This window comes from Saccharopolyspora sp. NPDC047091 (genome assembly GCF_040643635.1).
Classification (GTDB): domain Bacteria; phylum Actinomycetota; class Actinomycetes; order Mycobacteriales; family Pseudonocardiaceae; genus Saccharopolyspora_C.
In genome coordinates, this window is record NZ_JBEYUS010000043.1 from 23985 (window position 1) to 43368 (window position 19384).

Genomic DNA, 19384 nt, shown 5'->3' on the forward strand with positions numbered 1-19384 from the left:
CATCCGGGCCGCTCATCCGGCCGCCAGCGGGTGGATCACCTCGTCGGCGAAGCGCCGCAGCGAATCCCGCTTCACCTCGATGTCCGCGTCGAAACCGTGGCCGTCGAGCACCCACGGCACCACGATCGCATCGGTCACGCCCGCCGCCGCCTGCTCCCGGTAGCCGTCCGCGCCGAACCGGTCCACGCACACCGCCTGGATCTCGAAGGGCTCCGCGTCGCGGCCGAACTCGGCGCGCAGCTCGCCGAGCCGGGCGATGGTGGCGCGCAGCTCGGAGATCCGCATCATCGCCGAGGACCAGCCGTCCCCGCGGGCCGCCGCCCGCCGCAGCGCCCGCTCGGTATGCCCGCCCACGTAGATCGGCACTCGGCGGCCGGGAGCGGGGGACATCTGCAGCCGGTCGAAGTCGAAGAACTCCCCGTGGTGCTCCACCATCCCGCCGCCGAGCACCAGCCGCAGCACCTCGATCGCCTCGTCCACCCGCGCCCCGCGCCGCTCGAACGGCGCCCCGCACCACTCGAACTCCTCCGGCGTCCAGCCGATGCCGACGCCGAGCCCGAACCGGTCCCCGGTCAGCGCCGCCACCGACGCCACCTGCCTCGCCAACAGCAACGGATTGCGCGGACCCAGCTTCAGCACCGAGGTGTAGAACCGCAGCCGCTCGGTCACCGCGCCCATCGCCGCGGCCGCCACCAGCGGATCGGTCCACGGCGTCTCCGCGGTCCACATCCGCTCGCCGTCGGGGGTGTACGGGTAGTCGGCGGCGACGTGCTCGGAGTAGAACAGCGAGTCCGGCAGCGCGATCGCGGCGAACCCGGCCTCCTCCGCCGCGCGCGCCAGCGCGGTCAGCTCCGGCAGCGGGCACATGGCCACGGACAACGTGAACTCCATCAGCGCTCCCCGGGCCGCGCGGCGCCCACGACCCACATCGAGAAGTATTGCGAGCCCCCGCCGTAGGCGTGCCCGAGCGCGGTGCGCGCCCCGTCCACCTGGTGCTCGCCCGCCCGGCCCATCACCTGCATCGCCGCCTCGGCGAACCGCAGCATCCCGGAGGCGCCGATCGGGTTCGACGACAGCACACCACCGGACGGGTTCACCGGCAGCCTGCCGCCGATCGCCGTCTCGCCCGATTCGGTGAGCTTCCAGCCCTCGCCCTCGGCGGCGAAACCCAGGTTCTCCAGCCACATCGGCTCGAACCAGGAGAACGGCACGTAGAGCTCGGCGACGTCCACTTCGGACATCGGATCGTTGATGCCGCCCTGCGCCCACAGCGCCGCCGCCGCGTCCCGGCCGGCCTGCGGGCTCACCTGGTCGCGGCCGGCGAACGTGGTCGGCTCGGTGCGCATCGCCGTGGCGTGGATCCAGGCCACCGGGTGGCCGGTGGCCGCGGCGGCCTGCTCGTCGCCGAGCACCATCGCGCACGCCCCGTCCGAGGACGGGCAGGTCTCGTCGTAGCGGATCGGGTCCCACAGCATCTGCGAGGCCAGCACCGATTCCACCGTCAGGTCCGCCTGGCGCACGTGCGCCCACGGGTTGCGGCTGCCGTTGCGCCGGTCCTTGACCGCCACCATCGCCCCGATGTGCGGCGGGGCGCCGGAGCGGCGGATGTAGGAGCGCACGTGCGGGGCGAAGTAGCCGCCCGCACCCGCGCCCACCGGCATCGAGAACGGCGGCATGATCGACAGCGCCCACATGGCGTTCGACTCGGACTGCTTCTCGAACGCCACGGCCAGCACCCGCCGGTGCACCCCGGCCTGCACCAGGCTCGCCGCCACGTTCGCCGTCGACCCGCCCACCGATCCGGCGGTGTGCACCCGCAGCAGCGGTTTCCCGGTGGCGCCCAACGCATCGGCGAGGACCAGCTCCGGCATCATCACGCCCTCGAACAGGTCGGGGGCCTTGCCGACGACGACCGCGTCCACCTCGTCCCAGCCGACCTCGGCGTCGGCCATCGCCCGGTCCACCGCCTCCCGGCACAGCCCGGCCATCGACACGTCGGTGCGGCGGCTGGCGTGCCGGGTCTGGCCGGTTCCGAGCACCGCGGCGATCTGCTTGCCCATCAGCCCTCCATCACGCACACGAGGTTCTGCTGCAACGCGGGTCCGCTGGTCGCGTGCGCGAGGACCTTGCCCGCCTCGCCGGACCACACCCGCCGCGCCGCCTCGCCGATCCGGGTCAGCCCGGCGGCGAACATCGGGTTGCCGCACAGGACTCCGCCGGAGGGGTTGATCCGCACCGACTCGTCCAGGCCGAGCGCCCGGCGCAGCACCAGTTCCTGGTGGGTGAACGGCGCGTGCAGCTCGGCGACCTCGACGCCGTCGGCTCCCGCCGCTCGCGCCGCGTCCGCAGTGGACGGTGAGGCGGTGAGGTCCCGGCCGCCCAGCTCGGTCGACTCGACGCGGTGCTCCACCCCGGTGATCCACGCCGGTCGGTCCCGCAGCTCCCGGGCCCGTTCCGCGCTCGCCAGCAGCACCGCCGAGGCGCCGTCGGTGATCGGCGCGCAGTCGTGCGCGCGCAGCGGATCGGCCAGGTACGGCCGCGCCAGCAGCTCCGCGACCAGCACCCGGCCGGACAGCTGCGCGTGCGGGTTCTGCTCGGCGTCGGCGCGCGAACGGGCCGCGACCTCCGCCATGCCGTGCTCGGAGCACACCCCGGATTCCAGGCACAACCGCGCCTGCAACCCGGCGACGCCCACCGAATCCGGCCACAGCGGCGCGGCGAAGTACGGGTCCAGCTGCAACGCCAGCACCCGCCGCAGCTCACCGGCCGAGGACTTGCCGAAGCCGTACACCAGCGCCGTGTCCACCTCGCCGGTGCGGATCTTCACCCACGCCTCGTACAGCGCCCACGCCGCGTCCATCTCCACGTGCGACTCGTTGATCGGCGGGAACGCGCCGATCGCGTCGATCGCCGCGATGAACGAGAACGCCCGGCCCGCCAGGTAGTCCGACGAACCCGAGCACCAGAAGCCCACGTCCTCCTTGCGCATCCCCGCGCCGGAGAGCAGTTCCTCGAACACCGGCACCAGCATCTCCACGCCGTTCGTGGTGCCGCTGGTGGCGCGGACGTTCGGCGCCTGGGCGAAACCCACGACGGCCACATCGCTGTCGGTCATGCGCGCTCCCAAGGCCGGCCGGTCACAGGTGGTGGGCGTAGGACTCGTACGGCGCGTCCGGTTCGCCGGACGGGCGGAAGTGGTCGATGTTGCGCAGCGTCGTGTCCCACTCGGCTCGTGGTTTCCACTCGGCCCGCACCCGCATGCCCATCCGGACCTCCTCGGCCGCGCACCCCAGCACCAGGTGCAGGAACGCGATGTCCGCGCCGTCGAGCAGCACGTAGGCCGCGACGTAGGGCGGGGTGAGGCGCTGGCCCAGGAACGGGACGTTGACGATGCAGAAGGTCGTGACGATCCCGGTGTCCGGCAGCTCCACCTCCTGCTCGGTGGGCACGCCGTCGGTGGGGCAGGCGCCCCGCGGCGGGAGGTAGACCTTGCCGCAGGCCGGGCAGCGCTGGCCCAGCAGCCGGCCTTCGGCGAGCCCGCGCAGGTAGCGGCTCTCCTCCGGGGAGGCGGAATGGCTGTAGTGCAGGTGGATCGGGGTGGTGAGCAGCGGTACCGGGTCGAGGTCGGACTCGTCCCGCGGGGCGGCGGGGTCGTTGGCGTCGTCGGGCGAACCGGAGGCGCTGCGGGAGGTGGGGCCGTCGGGAGTCGCGGCGTCGTCCGGTGAACCGGAGCCGTCGGAGGAACCAGAGCCGTCGGAGGAACCGGAGTCGTCGGAGGAACCGGAGTCGTCGGAGGAACCGGGTCCGTCGGGAACCGGTTCGAAGCAGGAGATGTCCCGGATGCCGCCGACCCGGTCCGCCGCCCACCGCGCCCGCACCCGCATCCCGGTGCGCATCCGGTCCGGCGATCCGGCGTCCACCGCGTGCAGCAGCGAGGTGTCCGCCCCGTCCAGCCGCACCAGCGCCCACGCGAACGCGTGCGGCAACGGCTGGCCTTCGAGGGGTTCCGGGATCCACGACCAGCTGCGCACCGTCCCGGTGTCGCCGACCTCGACGAGCTCGTCGAGCGGGGCGGCGGTGACCGGGTCGTGCTCGACGGCGGGCACGTGCACCCGGCCGTCCGAGCCGCGCACCCCGGTGATCCGCCGCTGCCGCAACCCGGCGGCGAAGCGGCCGAGCACGGGGCCCGGCGAACGGGTGTAGTCGAAGCCGACTTCGAGCGGGGCGCTGAGCGGTTCCGCGATCTCGGTCACGCGATGAAGTGAAACATGTTCTCGCCAAGGCGGCAATGCTCGGCGCACGATGGGGACACCCGCGGCCACCCGGCCGCACCCCGACGCGAGGAGGCCCGCCGTGCGGCTCGGACTGCAACTCGGATATTGGGGAGCGGCGCCTCCGGCGGACGCGCCCGCGCTGGTCGCCGCCGCCGAATCCGCCGGTTTCGACGGGGTTTTCGCCGCCGAGTCCTGGGGTTCCGACGCGTTCACCCCGCTGGCCTGGTGGGGCAGCGCCACCAGCCGGGTGCGGCTCGGCACCTCGGTGGCGCAGCTGTCCGCGCGATCCCCGGCGGCCTGCGCGATGCACGCGCTCACCCTCGACCACCTCTCCGGCGGGCGCCACGTGCTCGGGCTCGGCGTCTCCGGGCCGCAGGTCGTGGAGGGCTGGTACGGCGCCCCGTTCGGGAAACCCTTGGCGCGCACCAGGGAATACGTCGACGTGGTGCGCCAGGTGCTGGCCCGCGAGGCGCCGGTGCGCAACGACGGCCCGCACTACCCGCTGCCCGCCACCGGTCCGGGCGCGCTCGGGCTCGGCAAGGCGCTGCGGCCGATCACCCATCCGCTGCGCGCGGACCTGCCGATCTGGCTCGGCGCCGAGGGGCCGCGCAACGTGGCGCAGACCGCGGAGATCGCCGACGGCTGGATCGCGGTGTACTTCTCGCTGCGCGCCGCCCCGCTCTACCAGCAGTGGCTCGCCGACGGCTTCGCCCGGCCCGGCGCCCGGCGGGACCGCGCCGGGTTCGAGGTCGCCGCCACCTGCCAGGTCGTGGTCACCGACGACGCCGCAGCGGCGAAGGAGCAGGTCAAGCCGTCGCTGGCGCTGTACATCGGCGGCATGGGCGCGACCGAGATGAACTTCCACGCCGACCTGTTCCGGCGGATGGGCTACACCGCCGCGGTCGAGGAGATCACCGCGCACTTCCAGGCCGGGCGCCGCGCCGAGGCGGTCGCCGCGGTGCCGGACGAGCTCGTCGACGACGTCGCGATCATCGGCGACCGCGAGCAGGTCCGCGCCGGGGTGCGCGCCTGGCGGCGGGCCGGGGTGGACGTGCTGCTGGTGGGCTGCCGGGACGTCGCGCAGCTGCACGCGGTGGCGGACGCGGTGCTCGGTGCGGACGACGAACCCTTGCCGTAGAAGTGAAACGCGTTCTAGCTTGGTGGGAACCGCCGGCCCCCGGGGACAGGAGTGCGCCGTGACCGACATCGGACTCTGGAACATCGCCGCCGACGATCCCGGCCGCACCGCGCTGATCACGCCGGACGAACGGGAGATCGGCTACGGCGCGCTGGCCGCCGAGGCCGACCGGATCGGCCGCGGCTGGCAGGCGATGGGGCTCGAACCCGGCGACAGCGTGGTGCTGCTGCTGCCGAACGGGCCCGAACTGCTCGCCGCCTACTTCGCCGCGCTGCAGACCGGGCTGTACGTGGTCACGGTGAACTGGCACCTCGTCGGCGCCGAGATCGCCTACATCCTCGACGACAGCGGAGCCGGGGCGTTCCTCGCGCACGAGCGCTTCGCCGTGGCCGCCACCGACGCCGCCGAGCAGGCCGGGCTGGACGGGCACCGCCGGTTCGCGGTCGGCGAGATCCCCGGGTTCCGGCCGCTGGCCGAGCTCGGCGCCGACGAGCCCGCGACCCGGCCCGACGTGCGCACCGCGGGCTCGCCGATGCTCTACACCTCCGGCACCACCGGCAGGCCCAAGGGCGTGCGGCGCGCGCTGACCGGCGCCGACCCGGACCAGGTGCCGGTGTACTCGCAGTGGTTCTTCGGCATCTTCGGGCTGGAACCGTTCGACGGGCACGTGCACCTGTGCGGCTCGCCGCTCTACCACACCGCGGTGCTGAACTTCGCGAGCATCTCGCTGCAACTGGGGCACCCGGTGGTGCTGGTGGACCGGTGGGACCCGGAGCGGATGCTCGCGCTCGTCGAGCGGCACCGGGTGACGCACACGCACATGGTGCCGACCCAGTTCCACCGGCTGCTCGCGCTGCCCGCCGAGGTTCGGGAGCGCCACGACGTCTCCTCGATGCGCGTCGCCATCCACGGCGCCGCGCCTTGCCCGATCGAGGTGAAGCGGCGGATGCTCGACTGGTGGGGGCCGGTGGTCGTGGAGTACTACGCGGCCACCGAAGGCGGCGGCACCGTCATCCCCGCCGGCGAGTGGCTGCGCAAACCCGGATCGGTCGGCCGCGCCTGGCCCGGATCGGTGGTGCGGGTCCTCGACGACGCCGGGGCGGAGCTCCCGGCGGGCGAGGTCGGCACGGTGTACATGCGGATGGGCACCTCCAGCTTCGAGTACCACCAGGCCCCGGAGAAGACCCGCAGCGGGCGCGTCGGCGACCTGTTCACCCTCGGCGACGTCGGGTACCTCGACGCGGACGGGTACCTGTACCTGCGGGACCGCAAGAGCGACATGATCATTTCGGGTGGGGTGAACATCTACCCGGCGGAGATCGAGAACGTGCTCTCGGTGCACCCGAAGGTCGCCGACGTCGCGGTGTTCGGCGTGCCGGACGAGGACTGGGGCGAGCAGGTCAAGGCCGTCGTGCAGCCCGCGCCCGGCGTCGCGGGGGAGGAGGCGCTCACCGCCGAACTGCTGGAGTTCGCCGCCGAACGCCTCGCCAAGTTCAAGCTCCCCCGCGTGGTCGACTACACCGAGGAGCTGCCGCGCGACCCCAACGGGAAGCTGTACAAGCGCAAGCTCAAATCCTGACCGGCACCACCCGGTCGGATTCAGGTGAATGGCCCACTCGCCCAAGGGATTTGGGTGAATGGGCCATTCACCTGGCTGGTCATTCGCCGCGGAAGTGCGGGGTGCGCTTCTCCGCGAACGCGCGCGGACCTTCCTTCGCATCGGCGCTGCGGAAGACCTCCAGGCCCAGGCGGGTGTCCACCTGGAAGGCCGCCTGCTCCGGCATCCCCTCGGTCTCGCGCATGGTGCGCAGGATCGCCCGCACCGCCAGCGGCCCGTTCGCGGCCACGGCCTCGGCGAGCTCCAGCGCGGTCGGCAGCGCCTCGCCGTCCGGCACCACCCGGCCGATCAGGCCGATCTCCGCGGCCTCCTCGGCGCTCACGTGCCTGCCGGTCAGCAGGATCTCGGCGGCCCGCGCGTAGGAGATCTGCCGCGGCAGCCGGACCGCGGAACCGCCGAGCGGGAACAGGCCCCACCGGCATTCCGACACCCCGAACCGCGCGCTGCGGCCCGCGATCCGGATGTCGGTGGCCTGCAGGATCTCGGTGCCGCCCGCCACGGCCGGTCCTTCGACGGCGGCGATGAGCGGTTTGGTGAGCCGGCGGCCCTTCAGCAGCGGTTCGATCACCGACAGGTCCCGGCCCGCCGTGGTGTCGCCGGGGTGGCTGGTGGTCATGGCCTTGAGGTCCGCACCGGCGCAGAACGCGCCGCCCGCGCCGGTGAGCACGCAGGCGCGGATCTCCGGATCGGCGTCCACCTCGTCCCAGGCGCGCTGCATGATCGCCATCATCTCGGCGGACAGCGCGTTGCGCGCCTCCGGCCGGTTGAGCGTCACGACGAGCACCGCGCCGCGCCGGTCCACCAGGCAGTGCGGGGATGTTTCGGGCATGCGTTCCTCCCGTGGTGCGAGCGGGAAATGCGTTGCAGGGAAACGTGAACCGATCGGCCCGTTGCCTCGAACAATAACATGTTCTAATTTCGATCGGGTGGCACACAACATCGCGGATCTCTTCGAGCACGCCGTCGACCTGACACCCGAGCGCGTCGCCGTGATCTGCGGCGAGCACCGGGCCACCTTCGCCGAACTGGAACGCCGATCGAACCGGCTCGCCCACCACTGGACCGCCCGCGGGCTGGGCCGGGGTTCGCACATCGGGGTGCACACCCGCAACCGCATCGAAGCCCTCGAGGTCATGCTGGCCGCGTACAAGCTGCGCGCGGTCGCGGTCAACGTCAACTACCGCTACGTGGCGGGAGAACTGCGCTACCTCTACGAGGACGCCGACCTCGTCGCGCTCGTCCACGAACGCCGCTACGCCGACCGGGTGGCGCAGGCGCTGCCGCCGGGGCTGCGGCACGTGCTCGTCCTGGAGGACGGCAGCGACCTGGACTGCGCCGCGACCCCGTACGAGACCGCCCTCGCCGAGGGTTCCGAGGAGCGGGACTTCCCGGCCCGCTCCGACGACGACCTGTTCCTGCTCTACACCGGCGGCACCACCGGGAACCCGAAAGGCGTGATGTGGCGCCACGAAGACGTCTGGCGCACCCTCGGCGGCGGCATCGACTTCATGACCGGCGAGCCGATGGCCGACGAGTGGCAACAGGCCCGCGACGGCGCCGCGAACGGTGGGCTCGTGCGATTACCGGCCGCGCCGTTCATCCACGGCGCCGCGCAGTGGGCCGCGTTCGGGAACCTGTTCGCCTGCAGCCCCGTCGTGATCGTCCCCGAGTTCGACCCGCACGAGATCTGGCGCGCCGTCGAACGCCACGGGGTGCACGTCCTCGCCATCACCGGCGACGCGATGGCCCGGCCGCTGATCGAAGCGCTGCACGAGGGCGAGCACGACGTGTCCTCGCTGGTCGCGATCTCCAGCAGCGCCGCGCTGTTCTCGCCGTCGGTGCAGCGCCAGTACCTCGACGCGCTGCCCGGCGTGCTGCTCACCGACTCCATCGGCAGCTCCGAGACCGGGTTCAGCGGCATCGGCGTGCTGAGCAAGGACACCGCGACCGGTGGTGGTCCCCGGGTGAACGCCGACGCGGCCACCGCGATCATCGGCCGGGACGGGACGCTGCTGGCCCCGGACTCCACCGAGGTCGGACTGCTCGCCCGCTCCGGGCACGTGCCGCTGGGCTACTACAAGGACCCGGACAAGACCGGCGCGGTGTTCGTGGAGATCGACGGCACCCGCTACGTGGTGCCCGGCGACTACGCCCGCTACGAACCCGACGGCACCGTCACCATGCTCGGCCGCGGCTCGATGTCGGTGAACACCGGCGGCGAGAAGGTCTACCCCGAAGAAGTAGAAGGCGTGCTCAAGGCGCACCCCGCCGTGTTCGACGCGCTCGTGTTCGGCGTCCCCGACGAGCGGCTCGGGCAGTGCGTCGCCGCCGTCGTGCAGACCCGCGACGGGGCCGCCCCCGCCTGGGACGACCTGGACCGGCACGCGCGCGAGCACATCGCCGGGTACAAGGTGCCGCGCAAGCTGTGGCTGGCGGGGGAGGTGCGCCGCTCGCCCAGCGGCAAGCCGGACTACCGGTGGGCCCGCGGGCTCGCCGAGCGGTTCCGGCCCAGCTGCGCCCGTTCCGGAACCGGCAGCACCCCCGCCGCCGCGGCGGAATCCGGTCCCGCGTCGGAGGGCACCGCCGCAGCGGAGTCCGCTCCCGAACCACCCGCCGACGACCCCGGCTCCGCGGCGCGGGGCACCGCCGAAAGGACTCCGTGATGCGCACCGACCTCTGCGACCGGCTCGGCATCGAGCACCCGATCGTCGCCTTCACCCCGTCCGAGCACGTGGCCGCCGCGGTCAGCCGCGCGGGCGGACTCGGTGTGCTCGGCTGCGTGCGGTTCAACGACGCGGCCGAGCTCGACGCGGTGCTGGACTGGATGGACCGCGCCACCGGCGACCGCCCCTACGGCGTGGACGTGGTGATGCCCTCCACCGTGCCCACCGAGGGGTCCGATGTGGACTTGGCGGCGATGGTGCCGCAGCAGCACCGGGATTTCGTGCGCCGCACCCTCGACCGGCTCGGCGTGCCGGAACTGCCCGCCGGGCAGGAGACCGGGGACGCGGTGCTCGGCTGGCTGCACTCGGTGGCCCGCTCGCACGTGGACGTGGCGCTGCGGCACCCGGTGCGGCTCATCGCCAACGCGCTCGGTTCCCCGCCGCCGGACGTGATCGGCCGCGCCCACGAGCACGGCGTGCAGGTCGCCGCCCTCGCCGGCAAGGCCGAGCACGCCCGCAGGCACGTCGAGCAGGGCGTGGACCTGGTCGTGGCGCAGGGCCACGAGGCGGGCGGGCACACCGGCGAGATCGCCACCATGGTGCTGGTGCCGGAGATCGTGGACGCCGTCGGCGACCGCGCCCCGGTGCTCGCCGCGGGCGGCATCGGGTCCGGGCGGCAGATCGCGGCCGCCCTGGCGCTGGGCGCGAGCGGGGCGTGGATGGGTTCGTACTGGCTGGCGACCCGCGAGTACGCGCAGACCACCGGCGGCTCGGCGATGCAGCGCGCGCTGGTCGCCGCGGGTTCCGCGGACACCGTGCGCACCCGCATCTACACCGGCAAACCGGCGCGGCTGCTCAAGACCCGCTGGACCGAGGCGTGGAGCGAACCGGACGCGCCGGAACCGCTGCCGATGCCGCTGCAGAACATCCTGGTCAGCGAGGCGCACCAGCGGATCACCGCCGCCGAGGACCCGGGGGTGGTGTCGATGCCGGTCGGGCAGGTCGTGGGCCGGATGAACGCGGTGCGCGGCGTGGACGAGCTGATGGCGGAGCTGCTGCGCGAAACCGACGACACACTCGCCCGCCTGGGGAACCTCCGCTGAAATCGGCCAGGTGAATGGCCCATTCGCCCACTCCTGCGGGGCAGGTGGGCCATTTACCTGGGTGGTGTCGTGGTGCGCCGGTGGTCCAGCGCGGCCGCCCGTTCCGGGAGCAGGAGTTCGTAGCGGGGTTCCGGACCCGGGCGCCACCACACCGGGTCCGGGCAGGTCCAGCGCTCGGCGGCGAGCTGGCGCTTGAGCACCTTGTGCGTGCCGGTGCGCGGTAGCTCCGCGGCGATCCGGACGAACCGCGGCAGCTGCTTCGGCCCCAGATCCGGTTGCGCGGCCAGGAAGTCCCCGAGGTCGTCGAGCTCGCCCGCGAGCACCAGCGCCGCCATCACCTGATCGCCGACCACCGGATCCGGCACCGCGTACACGGCGGCGTGCGCGATCGACGGGTGCCGCAGCAGGACCCGTTCGATCGGCGCGGCACCCAGGTTCTCCCCGCCCACCCGCAGCCAGTCCGCGGACCGGCCCGCGAAGTAGCAGAAGCCGTCCGCGTCGAGGTAGGCGAGATCGCCGCTGCGGTACATGCCGCCGCGCATCCGCTGCGCGTCCGCCTCCGGCGCGCGGTAGTACCCGGCGAACCAACCGGCGCCGTCGGTGTTGACCAGTTCGCCGACCGCCTCGTCCGGGTTGGCGAGCCGCCCGTCCCGATCGAAGACCGCGGGCGGGCACCGCCGGCCGGTGTCCGGGTGCAGCACCGCGACGCCGGGGCCGGGCTTGCCGAGCGAGCCGGCCGGCGCGTCCGGGGTGCGGGAGATCGCCACCCCGCCCTCGGTGGAGCCGAACCCGTCGACCACCCGGCAGCCGAAGCGTTCGGCGAACCGGGCCAGGTCCCGCTCGGCGCCCTCGTTGCCGTAGGCGATCCGCAGCGGGTTGTCCACGTCGTCCGGGCGCGGTGGTGTGGCCAGCACGTAGGACAGGGGAGTGCCGACGTAGTTCGCGTAGGTGGCGCCGAACCGGCGCACGTCGGGCAGGAACTCCGACGCGGAGAACCGGCGCCGCAACGAGATCGCGGCGCCCGCCGCCAGCGCGACCGCCCACCCGGCGAACAGCGCGTTCGAGTGGAACAGCGGCATCGACACGTACGCGGCGTCCCGCCCGTCCAGCCGGAACCGGTCGGCGAGCATCCGGCCCGGGAACGCGACCTTGCCGTGCGTGCAGCGCACCGCCTTCGGCTCGCCGCCGGTGCCGGAGGTGAACAGCAGCGCGAACAGGTCGTCCGGGGTGGCCGGTGCCGGGTCGAGCGGGGCGCCGCGGTGCGCGGCCAGCGCCCGCTCCCACTCCGGTGAGCCGAGCACCAGCACCTCGGCGTCGAGGTCGGCGCCGTCCAGCAGCGGGGCGTACCGCGGTTCGGTGAGCACCAGCGCGCAGTCCGCGAGCCGCACGTCCCGGGCCAGCGCCGCGCCCCGGCGGCCCGGGTTGAGCCCGGCCAGGACGGTGCCGGACAGCGCGGCCGCGCCCAGCAGGAACGAGAACTCCGGCACGTTGTCCAGCAGCACCCCGGCGTGCGGCGGCCGGTCGGCGGGCAGCAGCGCGCGGAGCAGGGCGGCGAGTTCGGCGCTGCGGCGCACGTGCTCCGCCCAGCTCCACTCCCGGTCCTCGAAGCGCAGTCCCGGCCGCGGGTCGTCGGCCCGCGCCAGCAGCAGCTCGGTCACCGTCGGCGTCTGCTCGGCCATGCCCGCTCCTCCCGTCGAAACCCGGTTCCAACCCGGGTGAATGGCCCATTCGCCCAGCCGCGGTGGGCAGCTGGGTCATTCACCTGAGGTGTCCTGCCCGCGGCGGAACCGCTGGACGCCGAGCGACCGGCGCCGTGCTCGCGCTACCCGTCCTCGTCGCACGAGGTGTCCGTCTCCTCCGCCGCGAGCGCCGCGCCGATGCGGTGGAGCTGGGCGGTGGCCCCGCCGAGGGCGAACTCGCGGCGCTTGGCGGCGGTGAAGTAGCGGTGCAGCTGGTGGTCCAGGTCGATGCCCGTGCCGCCGTGCACGTGCACCGCGGTGTGCGCGACGCGGTGCCCGGCTTCGGCGGCCCAGAACTTCGCGACCGCGACCTCTGCGGTGCACGGCAGGTCCTGCGCGGCGCGGCAGGCGGCCTGCCACGTCGTGAGCCGCACCGCCTCCACGTCCACGTAGGCGTCGGCCAGCCGCTGCGACACCGCCTGGAAGGTGCCGATCGGGCGGTCGAACTGCACGCGGTCGCGGGCGTGCGCGGCGGTGAGCTCCAGCGCGCGCTCCAGCACGCCGAGCTGCTCCGCGCACGTCCCGAGCGCGAACCGGTCGGCGAGCCACCCGGCGACGTCGGCGCCGCCGAGCAGCCGGTCCTCGTCGAGCGGGACGTCGGCCAGCTCCACTACCGCTTCGGCGTCACCGTCCACGACCCGCTGCGCCCGCACCGAGACGCCCGGGTCGGCGGCGGCCACCACGAACACCCGGGTGCCATCCGGGGTGGTGGCCGGGACGAGGAACGCGTCGGCGACGGTCCCGGCGGGCACCGCGACCTTCGCGCCGGCCAGCACCCACCGGTCACCGGTCCGGTCCGCGCGGGTCGCGGGCGGCCGCGGATCGTGCTCGGCGCCTTCGGCGAACGCGGCGGTGAGCACGAGTTCGCCGGTGCCCGCCGGACGTGCCCACCGCTCGCGCTGGTGCTCGTCGCCGAACCGGGCCAGCGCACCGGCCGCGGTGACCAGCGAGGTCAGGTACGGCACCGGGGCGACGGCGCGGCCGAGTTCCACCAGCACCGAGCACTGCTCCAGCGGCCCGCAGCCGGCGCCGCCGAGGGAGTCGGGCAGCGCGGCGGCGAGCACTCCGGCCTTCGCCAGGTCCGCCCACAGCGCGCGGTCGAAGTGCTCGGACTCCGCCTCGTGCGGCCGTTCGGCGGCCACCCGGCCGGTCGCGATGCGGCGGGTCAGCTCGGTGAGGTCCTGCTGCTGCTCGGTGGGGGCGAAGTCCATCGCGGTGCTCCTCTGCGAGTGGTGGGTTCCGGCCCGCCTCACCGGCGGGCGCGCGGCAGTCCGAGGCCCACGGTGGAGACGATGTCGCGCTGCACCTCGTTGGTGCCGCCACCGAAGGTGAGGATCAGCGCGGCCCGGTGCATCCGCTCGATCCGGCCGCGCAGCGCCGCGCCCGGCGAGCCGCCGCGGACGTGCCCCGCGGGTCCGAGCACCTCCATCAGCAGCCGGTAGGCCTCGATGGCCAGCTCGGTGCCGTAGACCTTCGTCGCGGACGCCGCGGCGGGCGCCGGTCGCTGCTCGGCGGTCCAGGCGATCTTCCAGTTCATCAGCTTGAGCACCTCGGCCCCCGCGTGCACCCGGGCCAGGTGCGAGCGCACCCACTCCTGGTCGAGCACCCGGCGTCCGTCGCCGAGCTCGGTGCGCCGCGCCCACTCCCGCACCTGCCCGAGCGCCGTGGTGATCGGGGCGGCGGAGGTGAGCGCGACCCGCTCGTGGTTGAGCTGGTTGGTGATCAGCGGCCAGCCGCCGTGCTCCGTCCCGACCAGCGCGCTCACCGGTACCCGCACGTCCTCGTAGTAGGTGGCGCTGGTGGTGGGCCCGGCGACGGTGCGCACCGGCGTCCAGGAGAAGCCGGGGGAGTCGGTCGGCACCACGAGCACGCTGAGGCCCTCGTGCTTGCGGGCGTCCGGGTCGGTGCGGCAGGCCAGCCAGATGTGGTCGGCGTACTGCACCAGGCTGGTCCACATCTTCTGCCCGTTGATCACGTAGTGGTCGCCGTCGCGCACCGCGGTGGTGCGCAGCGCGGCGAGGTCGGTGCCCGCCTCGGGCTCGGAGTAGCCGATGGCGAAGTGCAGCTCTCCCGCGGCGATCCCCGGCAGGTACCGGGCGCGCTGCTCCGGCGTGCCGTAGCGCATGATCGTGGGGGCGATGCTGTTGAGCGTCAGGAACGGCACCGGAACCCCGGCGACGGCGGCTTCGTCGGTGAAGATGAGCTGGTCCAGCATGCTCCCGCCGTGCCCGCCGTGTTCGCGGGGCCAGCCGAGCGCGAGCCAGCCGTCGGCGCCGAGCCTGCGCACCACCTGCTCGTAGGCCCCGCCGTCACCGTAGTCGCCGTCGCCGGTGAGCTCGGCGCGCAGCTCGTCGGTCATCAGGTCCGCGAAGTAGTCGCGCAGCCGGTGCCGCAACCGCTGCTGCTCGGGGGTGAAGCCGATCCGCATGAGCCCTCCTGGCGCGAGCGGTGCCCGGTAGAAGTGCAACGTGTTGCAGTGACCATAGACCGGCGGGTGGGCGCGGGTCGACCTTCCTCCTACTGGTCGTCATCCATCGCATCCGAGTCGGCTGGTCGGTTAACGTGCAACTCGTTCTAGGTTCGGATTCCGTTCCCGGGTGCTCGGCGCACTGGTCCGCCCGGGTGATCCGGCGGCCGGACGGTGTCTCCGGGCGGGGGTGGCTCGTTGCCCCCTCGGAAGGCCGGTGCCGATTCGCCGCGCGGACGGGGTCCCCGAGCGCGGAGGTGGCGATGGAGATCGGCGTGCGACCGGAGCTGTGCGAGGCCAACGGGGTCTGCGCCGGGCTCGCCCCGGAGGTCTTCGAGCTGGACGACGACGAGCGGCTGCACGTCCACCGCCCCGTCCCCGTCGAGCAGGTAGAACTTGTTTCCAAAGCGGTGCAGCTGTGCCCGAAGGGTGCCTTGTTCTTCGCGGATAACGAAGGTGATTCCGGCTCTTGAGCAGAACGGGAACACGTTCTACCGTGTGTCGCAGATAACAGTCCGCCCCGGCGGACGTGGACGCGGCGAGAGGACACGCCCGTGAAAGCAGCGGTGCTCGATCAGATCGGCGACGACCGGCTCCACGTCCGCGCGGACGCCACCGTCGTCGCCCCCGGCCCGACGGACGTGCACGTGCGGATCCGTGCCGCCGGGATCTGCCACAGCGACCTGTCCGCGATGAACGGCACGCTGCCCGCGCTCGCCCCCGGCGTGATGGGCCACGAGGGCGCCGGCGAGGTGCTCGCCGTCGGCGACCAGGTGACCGACCTGGTACCCGGCGACCACGTCACCATCACCTTCGTCCCGCCCTGCGGGGCTTGCCGGGAATGCCTGCACGGCCAGCCGCACCTGTGCGCGGTGCACACCGTCGCCGCGTTCACCTCCCCGCGGTTCGAAGTGGGCGCGCAGCCGGTGTTCGGGTTCGCCGGGTGCGGCACCTTCGCCGAAGAGCTCGTGCTGCCCCGCGCCGGAGCGATCAAGGTCGACCCGGACGTGCCGTTCGACGTGGCCGCGCTGCTGGGCTGCGGGGTGCTGACCGGCGTCGGCGCCGTGCTCAACACCGCGCGGCTCGAACCGGGCTCCACCGTCGCCGTCATCGGCTGCGGCGGCGTCGGGATCTCGGTGATCCAGGGCGCGCGGCTGGCCGGGGCCGGCACGATCGTCGCGGTGGACCCGGTCGTGGACAAGCACGCCGGGGCGCGCCGGTTCGGCGCCACGCACACCGCCACCCCCGACGGCTTCGACGAGCTGAAGCAGGAGCTCACCGGCGGCGCCGGGTTCGACTGCGCCATCGAGGTGGTCGGCTTGGCGGGCACCATCCGCGCCGCCTACGACGCCACCCGGCGCGGCGGCAGCACCGTCGTCGTCGGCGCGGGCGGGCCGGAGCAGCGGGTCGAGTTCACCGCCCAGGAGCTGTTCATCACCGAGCGCAAGATCCTGCCGTCGTTCTACGGCTCGGCCGATCCGCGCCGCGACATCGACCGGATGCTGCGGTTCTGGCGCGCCGGGCTGCTCGACCTGGAGGGCATGGTCAGCAGGCGCCTGCCGCTGGACGAGATCAACGACGGGCTGGGCGCGCTGCGGGGCGGCGATGCCGCGCTGGTGCGGCAGATCGTCACCTTCGACTAGGGCATCGACCGGCCGGACCGGCGGCGATCGACGTGCTCGCACGACGTCCGACCCGGGCGCCGATCGACCGGCGACCGGCCGGCCGGGCCGCCGACCGGCCGGGCCACCGACCGGACGCCGGACGGCAGGACCATCGACCAGCAGAGCCACCGACCTGAGGAGTCCACTGTGGAGCAGAGTCCGGAGCTGCGGCTGGACGGCCGGGTCGCCGTCGTCACCGGCGCGGGCGCCGGCCTCGGCCGGGCCGAGGCGCTCGCGCTCGCCGATGCCGGGGCGAGCCTGGTGCTCAACGACGTCTCCACCGCCGCCGACGACGTCGCCGCCGAGATCACCGCCGCGGGCGGGCGGGCCGTCGCGGTGCGCGGCGACGTGGCCGAACGGGAGACCGCGGACGGGCTGCTGGCCGCCGCCCTCGACCACTTCGGCGCGCTGCACGTGGTGGTGAACAACGCGGGCGTGCTGCGCGACCGGACGGTGTTCGGCATGTCCGACCAGGACTGGGACGAGGTGATCCGGGTGCACCTGCGCGGGCACTTCCTGCTCACCCGCACCGCCACCGCGCACTGGCGGCGGCTGTGCAAGGAGACCGGCGAGGAGGTCGGGGCCCGGATCGTGAACACCTCCTCCGAGGCGTTCCTGCTCGGCTCCGGCGGCCAGCCGAACTACGCGGCCGCGAAGGCCGGGATCGCCGCGCTCACCGTCTCCACCGCCCGCGCCACGGCCCGCTACGGAGTGCGGACCAACGCGATCTGCCCGCGCGCCCGCACCGGGATGACCGCGGACGTCTTCGGGCCCGCACCGGACGGCGGCGTGGACCCGCTGTCCACCGAGCACGTCGCCCCGTTCGTCGCCTACTTGGCCGCCCCGGCCGCCGACGCCGTCAACGGCCAGGTGTTCGTGGTGCACGGCGGGAAGGTGGCGCTGCTGGCCGCGCCGACCATCGAGCGCCGGTTCGACGCCACCGGACCCACCTGGACCACCGCGGAGCTGCACCGCGCTGTCGGCGGCCACTTCGCCGACCGCACGGGCGGCATGTTCACCAGCGACGACGTGCTGTCGCTGGGCTAGAGCGGGGCACGCCCGCCCACTCGCTCGACCGCACGCCCGCCAACTCGCTCGACCGCTCGACCGCTCGACCGCAGGACCGCAGGACCGCAGGACCGCTCGACCACATGCTCCACCGCCCGCTCGACCGCCTGACCGCCCGCCCGACCAGGAGGAGTGACGAGGATGTCGCTGACCGTGCACCAGCACCGCGAGCGGATCGGGCTGCCGGACGGCTCGCTGCTCGTCGACGGCGAGCGGCGCCCGGCCCGCTCCGGTCGCACCTGGACCCACCACCACCCCGCCACCCAGGAGGAGATCGGCACGTTCCCGGTCGCGGGCGCCGAGGACGTGGACGACGCGGTCCGCGCCGCCCGCCGCGCCTTCGACGAGGGCGAATGGCCGGGACTACCGGTCGGCCGCCGCGCCCGGTTGCTGCACCGGTACGCGGAATCGCTGCGCGCGCACGCCGAGGAGCTGCGCGGGCTGCAGGCGCTGGACAACGGGGTGCCGCTGTCGTTCGGCACCGTCTACGCCGGTTCCGTGGACGTGGCCGCCGACGTCTTCGACCACCACGCCGGGTGGATCGACAAGGCCGGTGGTGAGACGCTGCCGCCGTACCAGGGCGGCGACCACCTGGCGATGACGCTGCGCGAACCGATCGGCGTGGTCGCCGCGATCCTGCCGTGGAACGCGCCGTTCCTGCTGTTCGCGCAGAAGGTCGCGCCCGCGCTGGCCGCCGGGTGCACCGTGGTGCTGAAGCCCTCCGAGCACGCGACGTTCTCGGTGCTGCGGATGGTGGAACTGCTCGTCGAGGCCGGGCTGCCCGGCGGGGCGCTCAACGTGGTCACCGGGACCGGCGAGACCACCGGCGAAGCGCTCATCACCCACCCGATGGTCGACAAGGTCAGCTTCACCGGCAGCCGCGAGGTCGGGCGGCGCATCGTCGAGGCCGCCGCGCCCACGTTCAAGCGGGTCTCGCTGGAACTCGGCGGCAAGAGCCCCGCGCTGGTGTTCCCGGACGCCGACGCCGGGATGGCGGGCATGACCGCGATGGGCATGGTGACGCTGGGGCTGTCCGGGCAGGCGTGCGTCGCGCACACCAGGGCGCTGGTGCACCGGGACGTCTACGACGAATTCCTCGGCGCCGCCGAGCTGATCGCCGCCTCGGTCACCTACGGCGACCCGTTCGACCCGGGCGTGCTGTCCAGCCCGCTGATCAACGAGCGGCAGCTGGAGCGGGTGCTGGGGCTGGTGGAGCGCGGCGAGCGGGACGGCGCCCGGCTGGTCACCGGCGGCGTGCGCGCCGACGGCGAGCTGGCGGCCGGGAACTTCGTCACCCCCGCGATCTTCGCCGAGGTGGACAACGGGATGGAGATCGCCCGCCAGGAGGTGTTCGGCCCGGTGCTGTCGGTGGTGCCGTTCACCGACGAGGACGAGGCGGTGCGGCTGGCCAACGATACCGAGTACGGGCTCGGCGCGGGCGTGTTCACCGCCGACGCGGCGCGGGCGTTCCGGGTCGCGCGGAAGCTGCGGGCGGGCACCGTCGGCATCAACGGGTTCCAGGTCGAACCGCACCTGCCGTTCGGCGGGTACAAGCAGTCCGGGCTGGGCCGCGAAGGCGGTCGCAGCGCCTACGAGGCCTACACCGAGCTGAAGTCGGTGCTGCTGCCGCTGACCGACGAGATGATGTGA

16 protein-coding genes are annotated in these 19384 nt (G+C 73.7%); 8 read left to right on the forward strand and 8 right to left on the reverse strand.

Going from position 1 to position 19384, the window contains the following annotated elements:
- Nucleotides 1-12: 12 nt before the first annotated feature.
- From ABZ805_RS18825 to ABZ805_RS18840, 4 genes are read right to left on the reverse strand one after another with little or no spacing between them, the layout of a single operon-like run.
- Entirely contained in the window at nucleotides 13-891 is an 879-nt protein-coding gene (locus ABZ805_RS18825; RefSeq protein WP_358441659.1) for a TIGR03619 family F420-dependent LLM class oxidoreductase, read from the reverse strand.
- Nucleotides 891-2060, reverse strand: coding sequence for a thiolase domain-containing protein (locus ABZ805_RS18830; RefSeq protein ID WP_358441661.1), 1170 nt, complete (start codon nucleotides 2058-2060; stop codon nucleotides 891-893). Before ABZ805_RS18830 ends, ABZ805_RS18825 begins: the two co-directional genes overlap by 1 nt.
- Nucleotides 2060-3115, reverse strand: coding sequence for a thiolase domain-containing protein (locus ABZ805_RS18835; protein ID WP_358441663.1), 1056 nt, complete (start codon nucleotides 3113-3115; stop codon nucleotides 2060-2062). Before ABZ805_RS18835 ends, ABZ805_RS18830 begins: the two co-directional genes overlap by 1 nt.
- Before the next feature lie 22 nt (nucleotides 3116-3137).
- Nucleotides 3138-4253 (reverse strand): OB-fold domain-containing protein, encoded by a 1116-nt coding sequence (locus ABZ805_RS18840; RefSeq protein ID WP_358441665.1) that lies wholly within the window; start codon nucleotides 4251-4253, stop codon nucleotides 3138-3140.
- 100 nt (nucleotides 4254-4353) lie between these two features.
- On the opposite strand from ABZ805_RS18840, the gene ABZ805_RS18845 reads away from it, so the two are divergent.
- Nucleotides 4354-5412, forward strand: coding sequence for an LLM class F420-dependent oxidoreductase (locus ABZ805_RS18845; RefSeq protein WP_358441668.1), 1059 nt, complete (start codon nucleotides 4354-4356; stop codon nucleotides 5410-5412).
- 58 nt (nucleotides 5413-5470) lie between these two features.
- Nucleotides 5471-6991 (forward strand): acyl-CoA synthetase, encoded by a 1521-nt coding sequence (locus ABZ805_RS18850; protein ID WP_358441671.1) that lies wholly within the window; start codon nucleotides 5471-5473, stop codon nucleotides 6989-6991.
- 79 nt (nucleotides 6992-7070) lie between these two features.
- On the opposite strand, the gene ABZ805_RS18855 is transcribed toward ABZ805_RS18850, so the two are convergent.
- Nucleotides 7071-7859: a crotonase/enoyl-CoA hydratase family protein gene (locus ABZ805_RS18855; protein WP_358441674.1), complete on the reverse strand. Its 789-nt coding sequence runs from the start codon at nucleotides 7857-7859 to the stop codon at nucleotides 7071-7073.
- A 97-nt stretch (nucleotides 7860-7956) separates the two neighbouring features.
- Between ABZ805_RS18855 and ABZ805_RS18860 the strand changes: the two genes are divergently transcribed.
- Nucleotides 7957-9693 carry an acyl-CoA synthetase gene (locus ABZ805_RS18860; RefSeq protein ID WP_358441676.1) on the forward strand — a complete coding sequence of 579 codons (1737 nt, stop codon included), beginning with the start codon at nucleotides 7957-7959 and terminating at the stop codon, nucleotides 9691-9693.
- Nucleotides 9693-10796, forward strand: coding sequence for a nitronate monooxygenase family protein (locus tag ABZ805_RS18865; RefSeq protein ID WP_358441679.1), 1104 nt, complete (start codon nucleotides 9693-9695; stop codon nucleotides 10794-10796). The genes ABZ805_RS18860 and ABZ805_RS18865 overlap by 1 nt, the downstream gene beginning before the upstream one ends.
- A 53-nt stretch (nucleotides 10797-10849) precedes the next feature.
- Here the strand turns inward: ABZ805_RS18865 and ABZ805_RS18870 are convergent, their stop codons facing one another.
- The 3 genes from ABZ805_RS18870 to ABZ805_RS18880 form a co-directional block, all read right to left on the reverse strand.
- Nucleotides 10850-12475: a long-chain-fatty-acid--CoA ligase gene (locus ABZ805_RS18870; protein WP_358441682.1), complete on the reverse strand. Its 1626-nt coding sequence runs from the start codon at nucleotides 12473-12475 to the stop codon at nucleotides 10850-10852.
- A gap of 143 nt (nucleotides 12476-12618) precedes the next feature.
- Entirely contained in the window at nucleotides 12619-13746 is a 1128-nt protein-coding gene (locus ABZ805_RS18875) for an acyl-CoA dehydrogenase family protein (protein WP_358441685.1), read from the reverse strand.
- A gap of 38 nt (nucleotides 13747-13784) precedes the next feature.
- Nucleotides 13785-14963 (reverse strand): acyl-CoA dehydrogenase family protein, encoded by a 1179-nt coding sequence (locus tag ABZ805_RS18880; RefSeq protein WP_358441688.1) that lies wholly within the window; start codon nucleotides 14961-14963, stop codon nucleotides 13785-13787.
- A gap of 302 nt (nucleotides 14964-15265) precedes the next feature.
- Here ABZ805_RS18880 and ABZ805_RS18885 point away from each other — a divergent pair, with 302 nt between their 5' ends.
- The 4 genes from ABZ805_RS18885 to ABZ805_RS18900 all read left to right on the forward strand — a co-directional run bounded on the left by ABZ805_RS18885 (nucleotide 15266) and on the right by ABZ805_RS18900 (nucleotide 19384).
- Nucleotides 15266-15475, forward strand: a complete 210-nt coding sequence (locus ABZ805_RS18885) for a ferredoxin (RefSeq protein WP_358441691.1) — start codon at nucleotides 15266-15268, stop codon at nucleotides 15473-15475.
- An 81-nt stretch (nucleotides 15476-15556) separates the two neighbouring features.
- Entirely contained in the window at nucleotides 15557-16645 is a 1089-nt protein-coding gene (locus tag ABZ805_RS18890; protein WP_358441694.1) for a Zn-dependent alcohol dehydrogenase, read from the forward strand.
- Between the two features lie 186 nt (nucleotides 16646-16831).
- Entirely contained in the window at nucleotides 16832-17713 is an 882-nt protein-coding gene (locus ABZ805_RS18895) for a 3-oxoacyl-ACP reductase (protein ID WP_358441728.1), read from the forward strand.
- 162 nt (nucleotides 17714-17875) lie between these two features.
- Nucleotides 17876-19384: an aldehyde dehydrogenase family protein gene (locus tag ABZ805_RS18900; RefSeq protein WP_358441697.1), complete on the forward strand. Its 1509-nt coding sequence runs from the start codon at nucleotides 17876-17878 to the stop codon at nucleotides 19382-19384.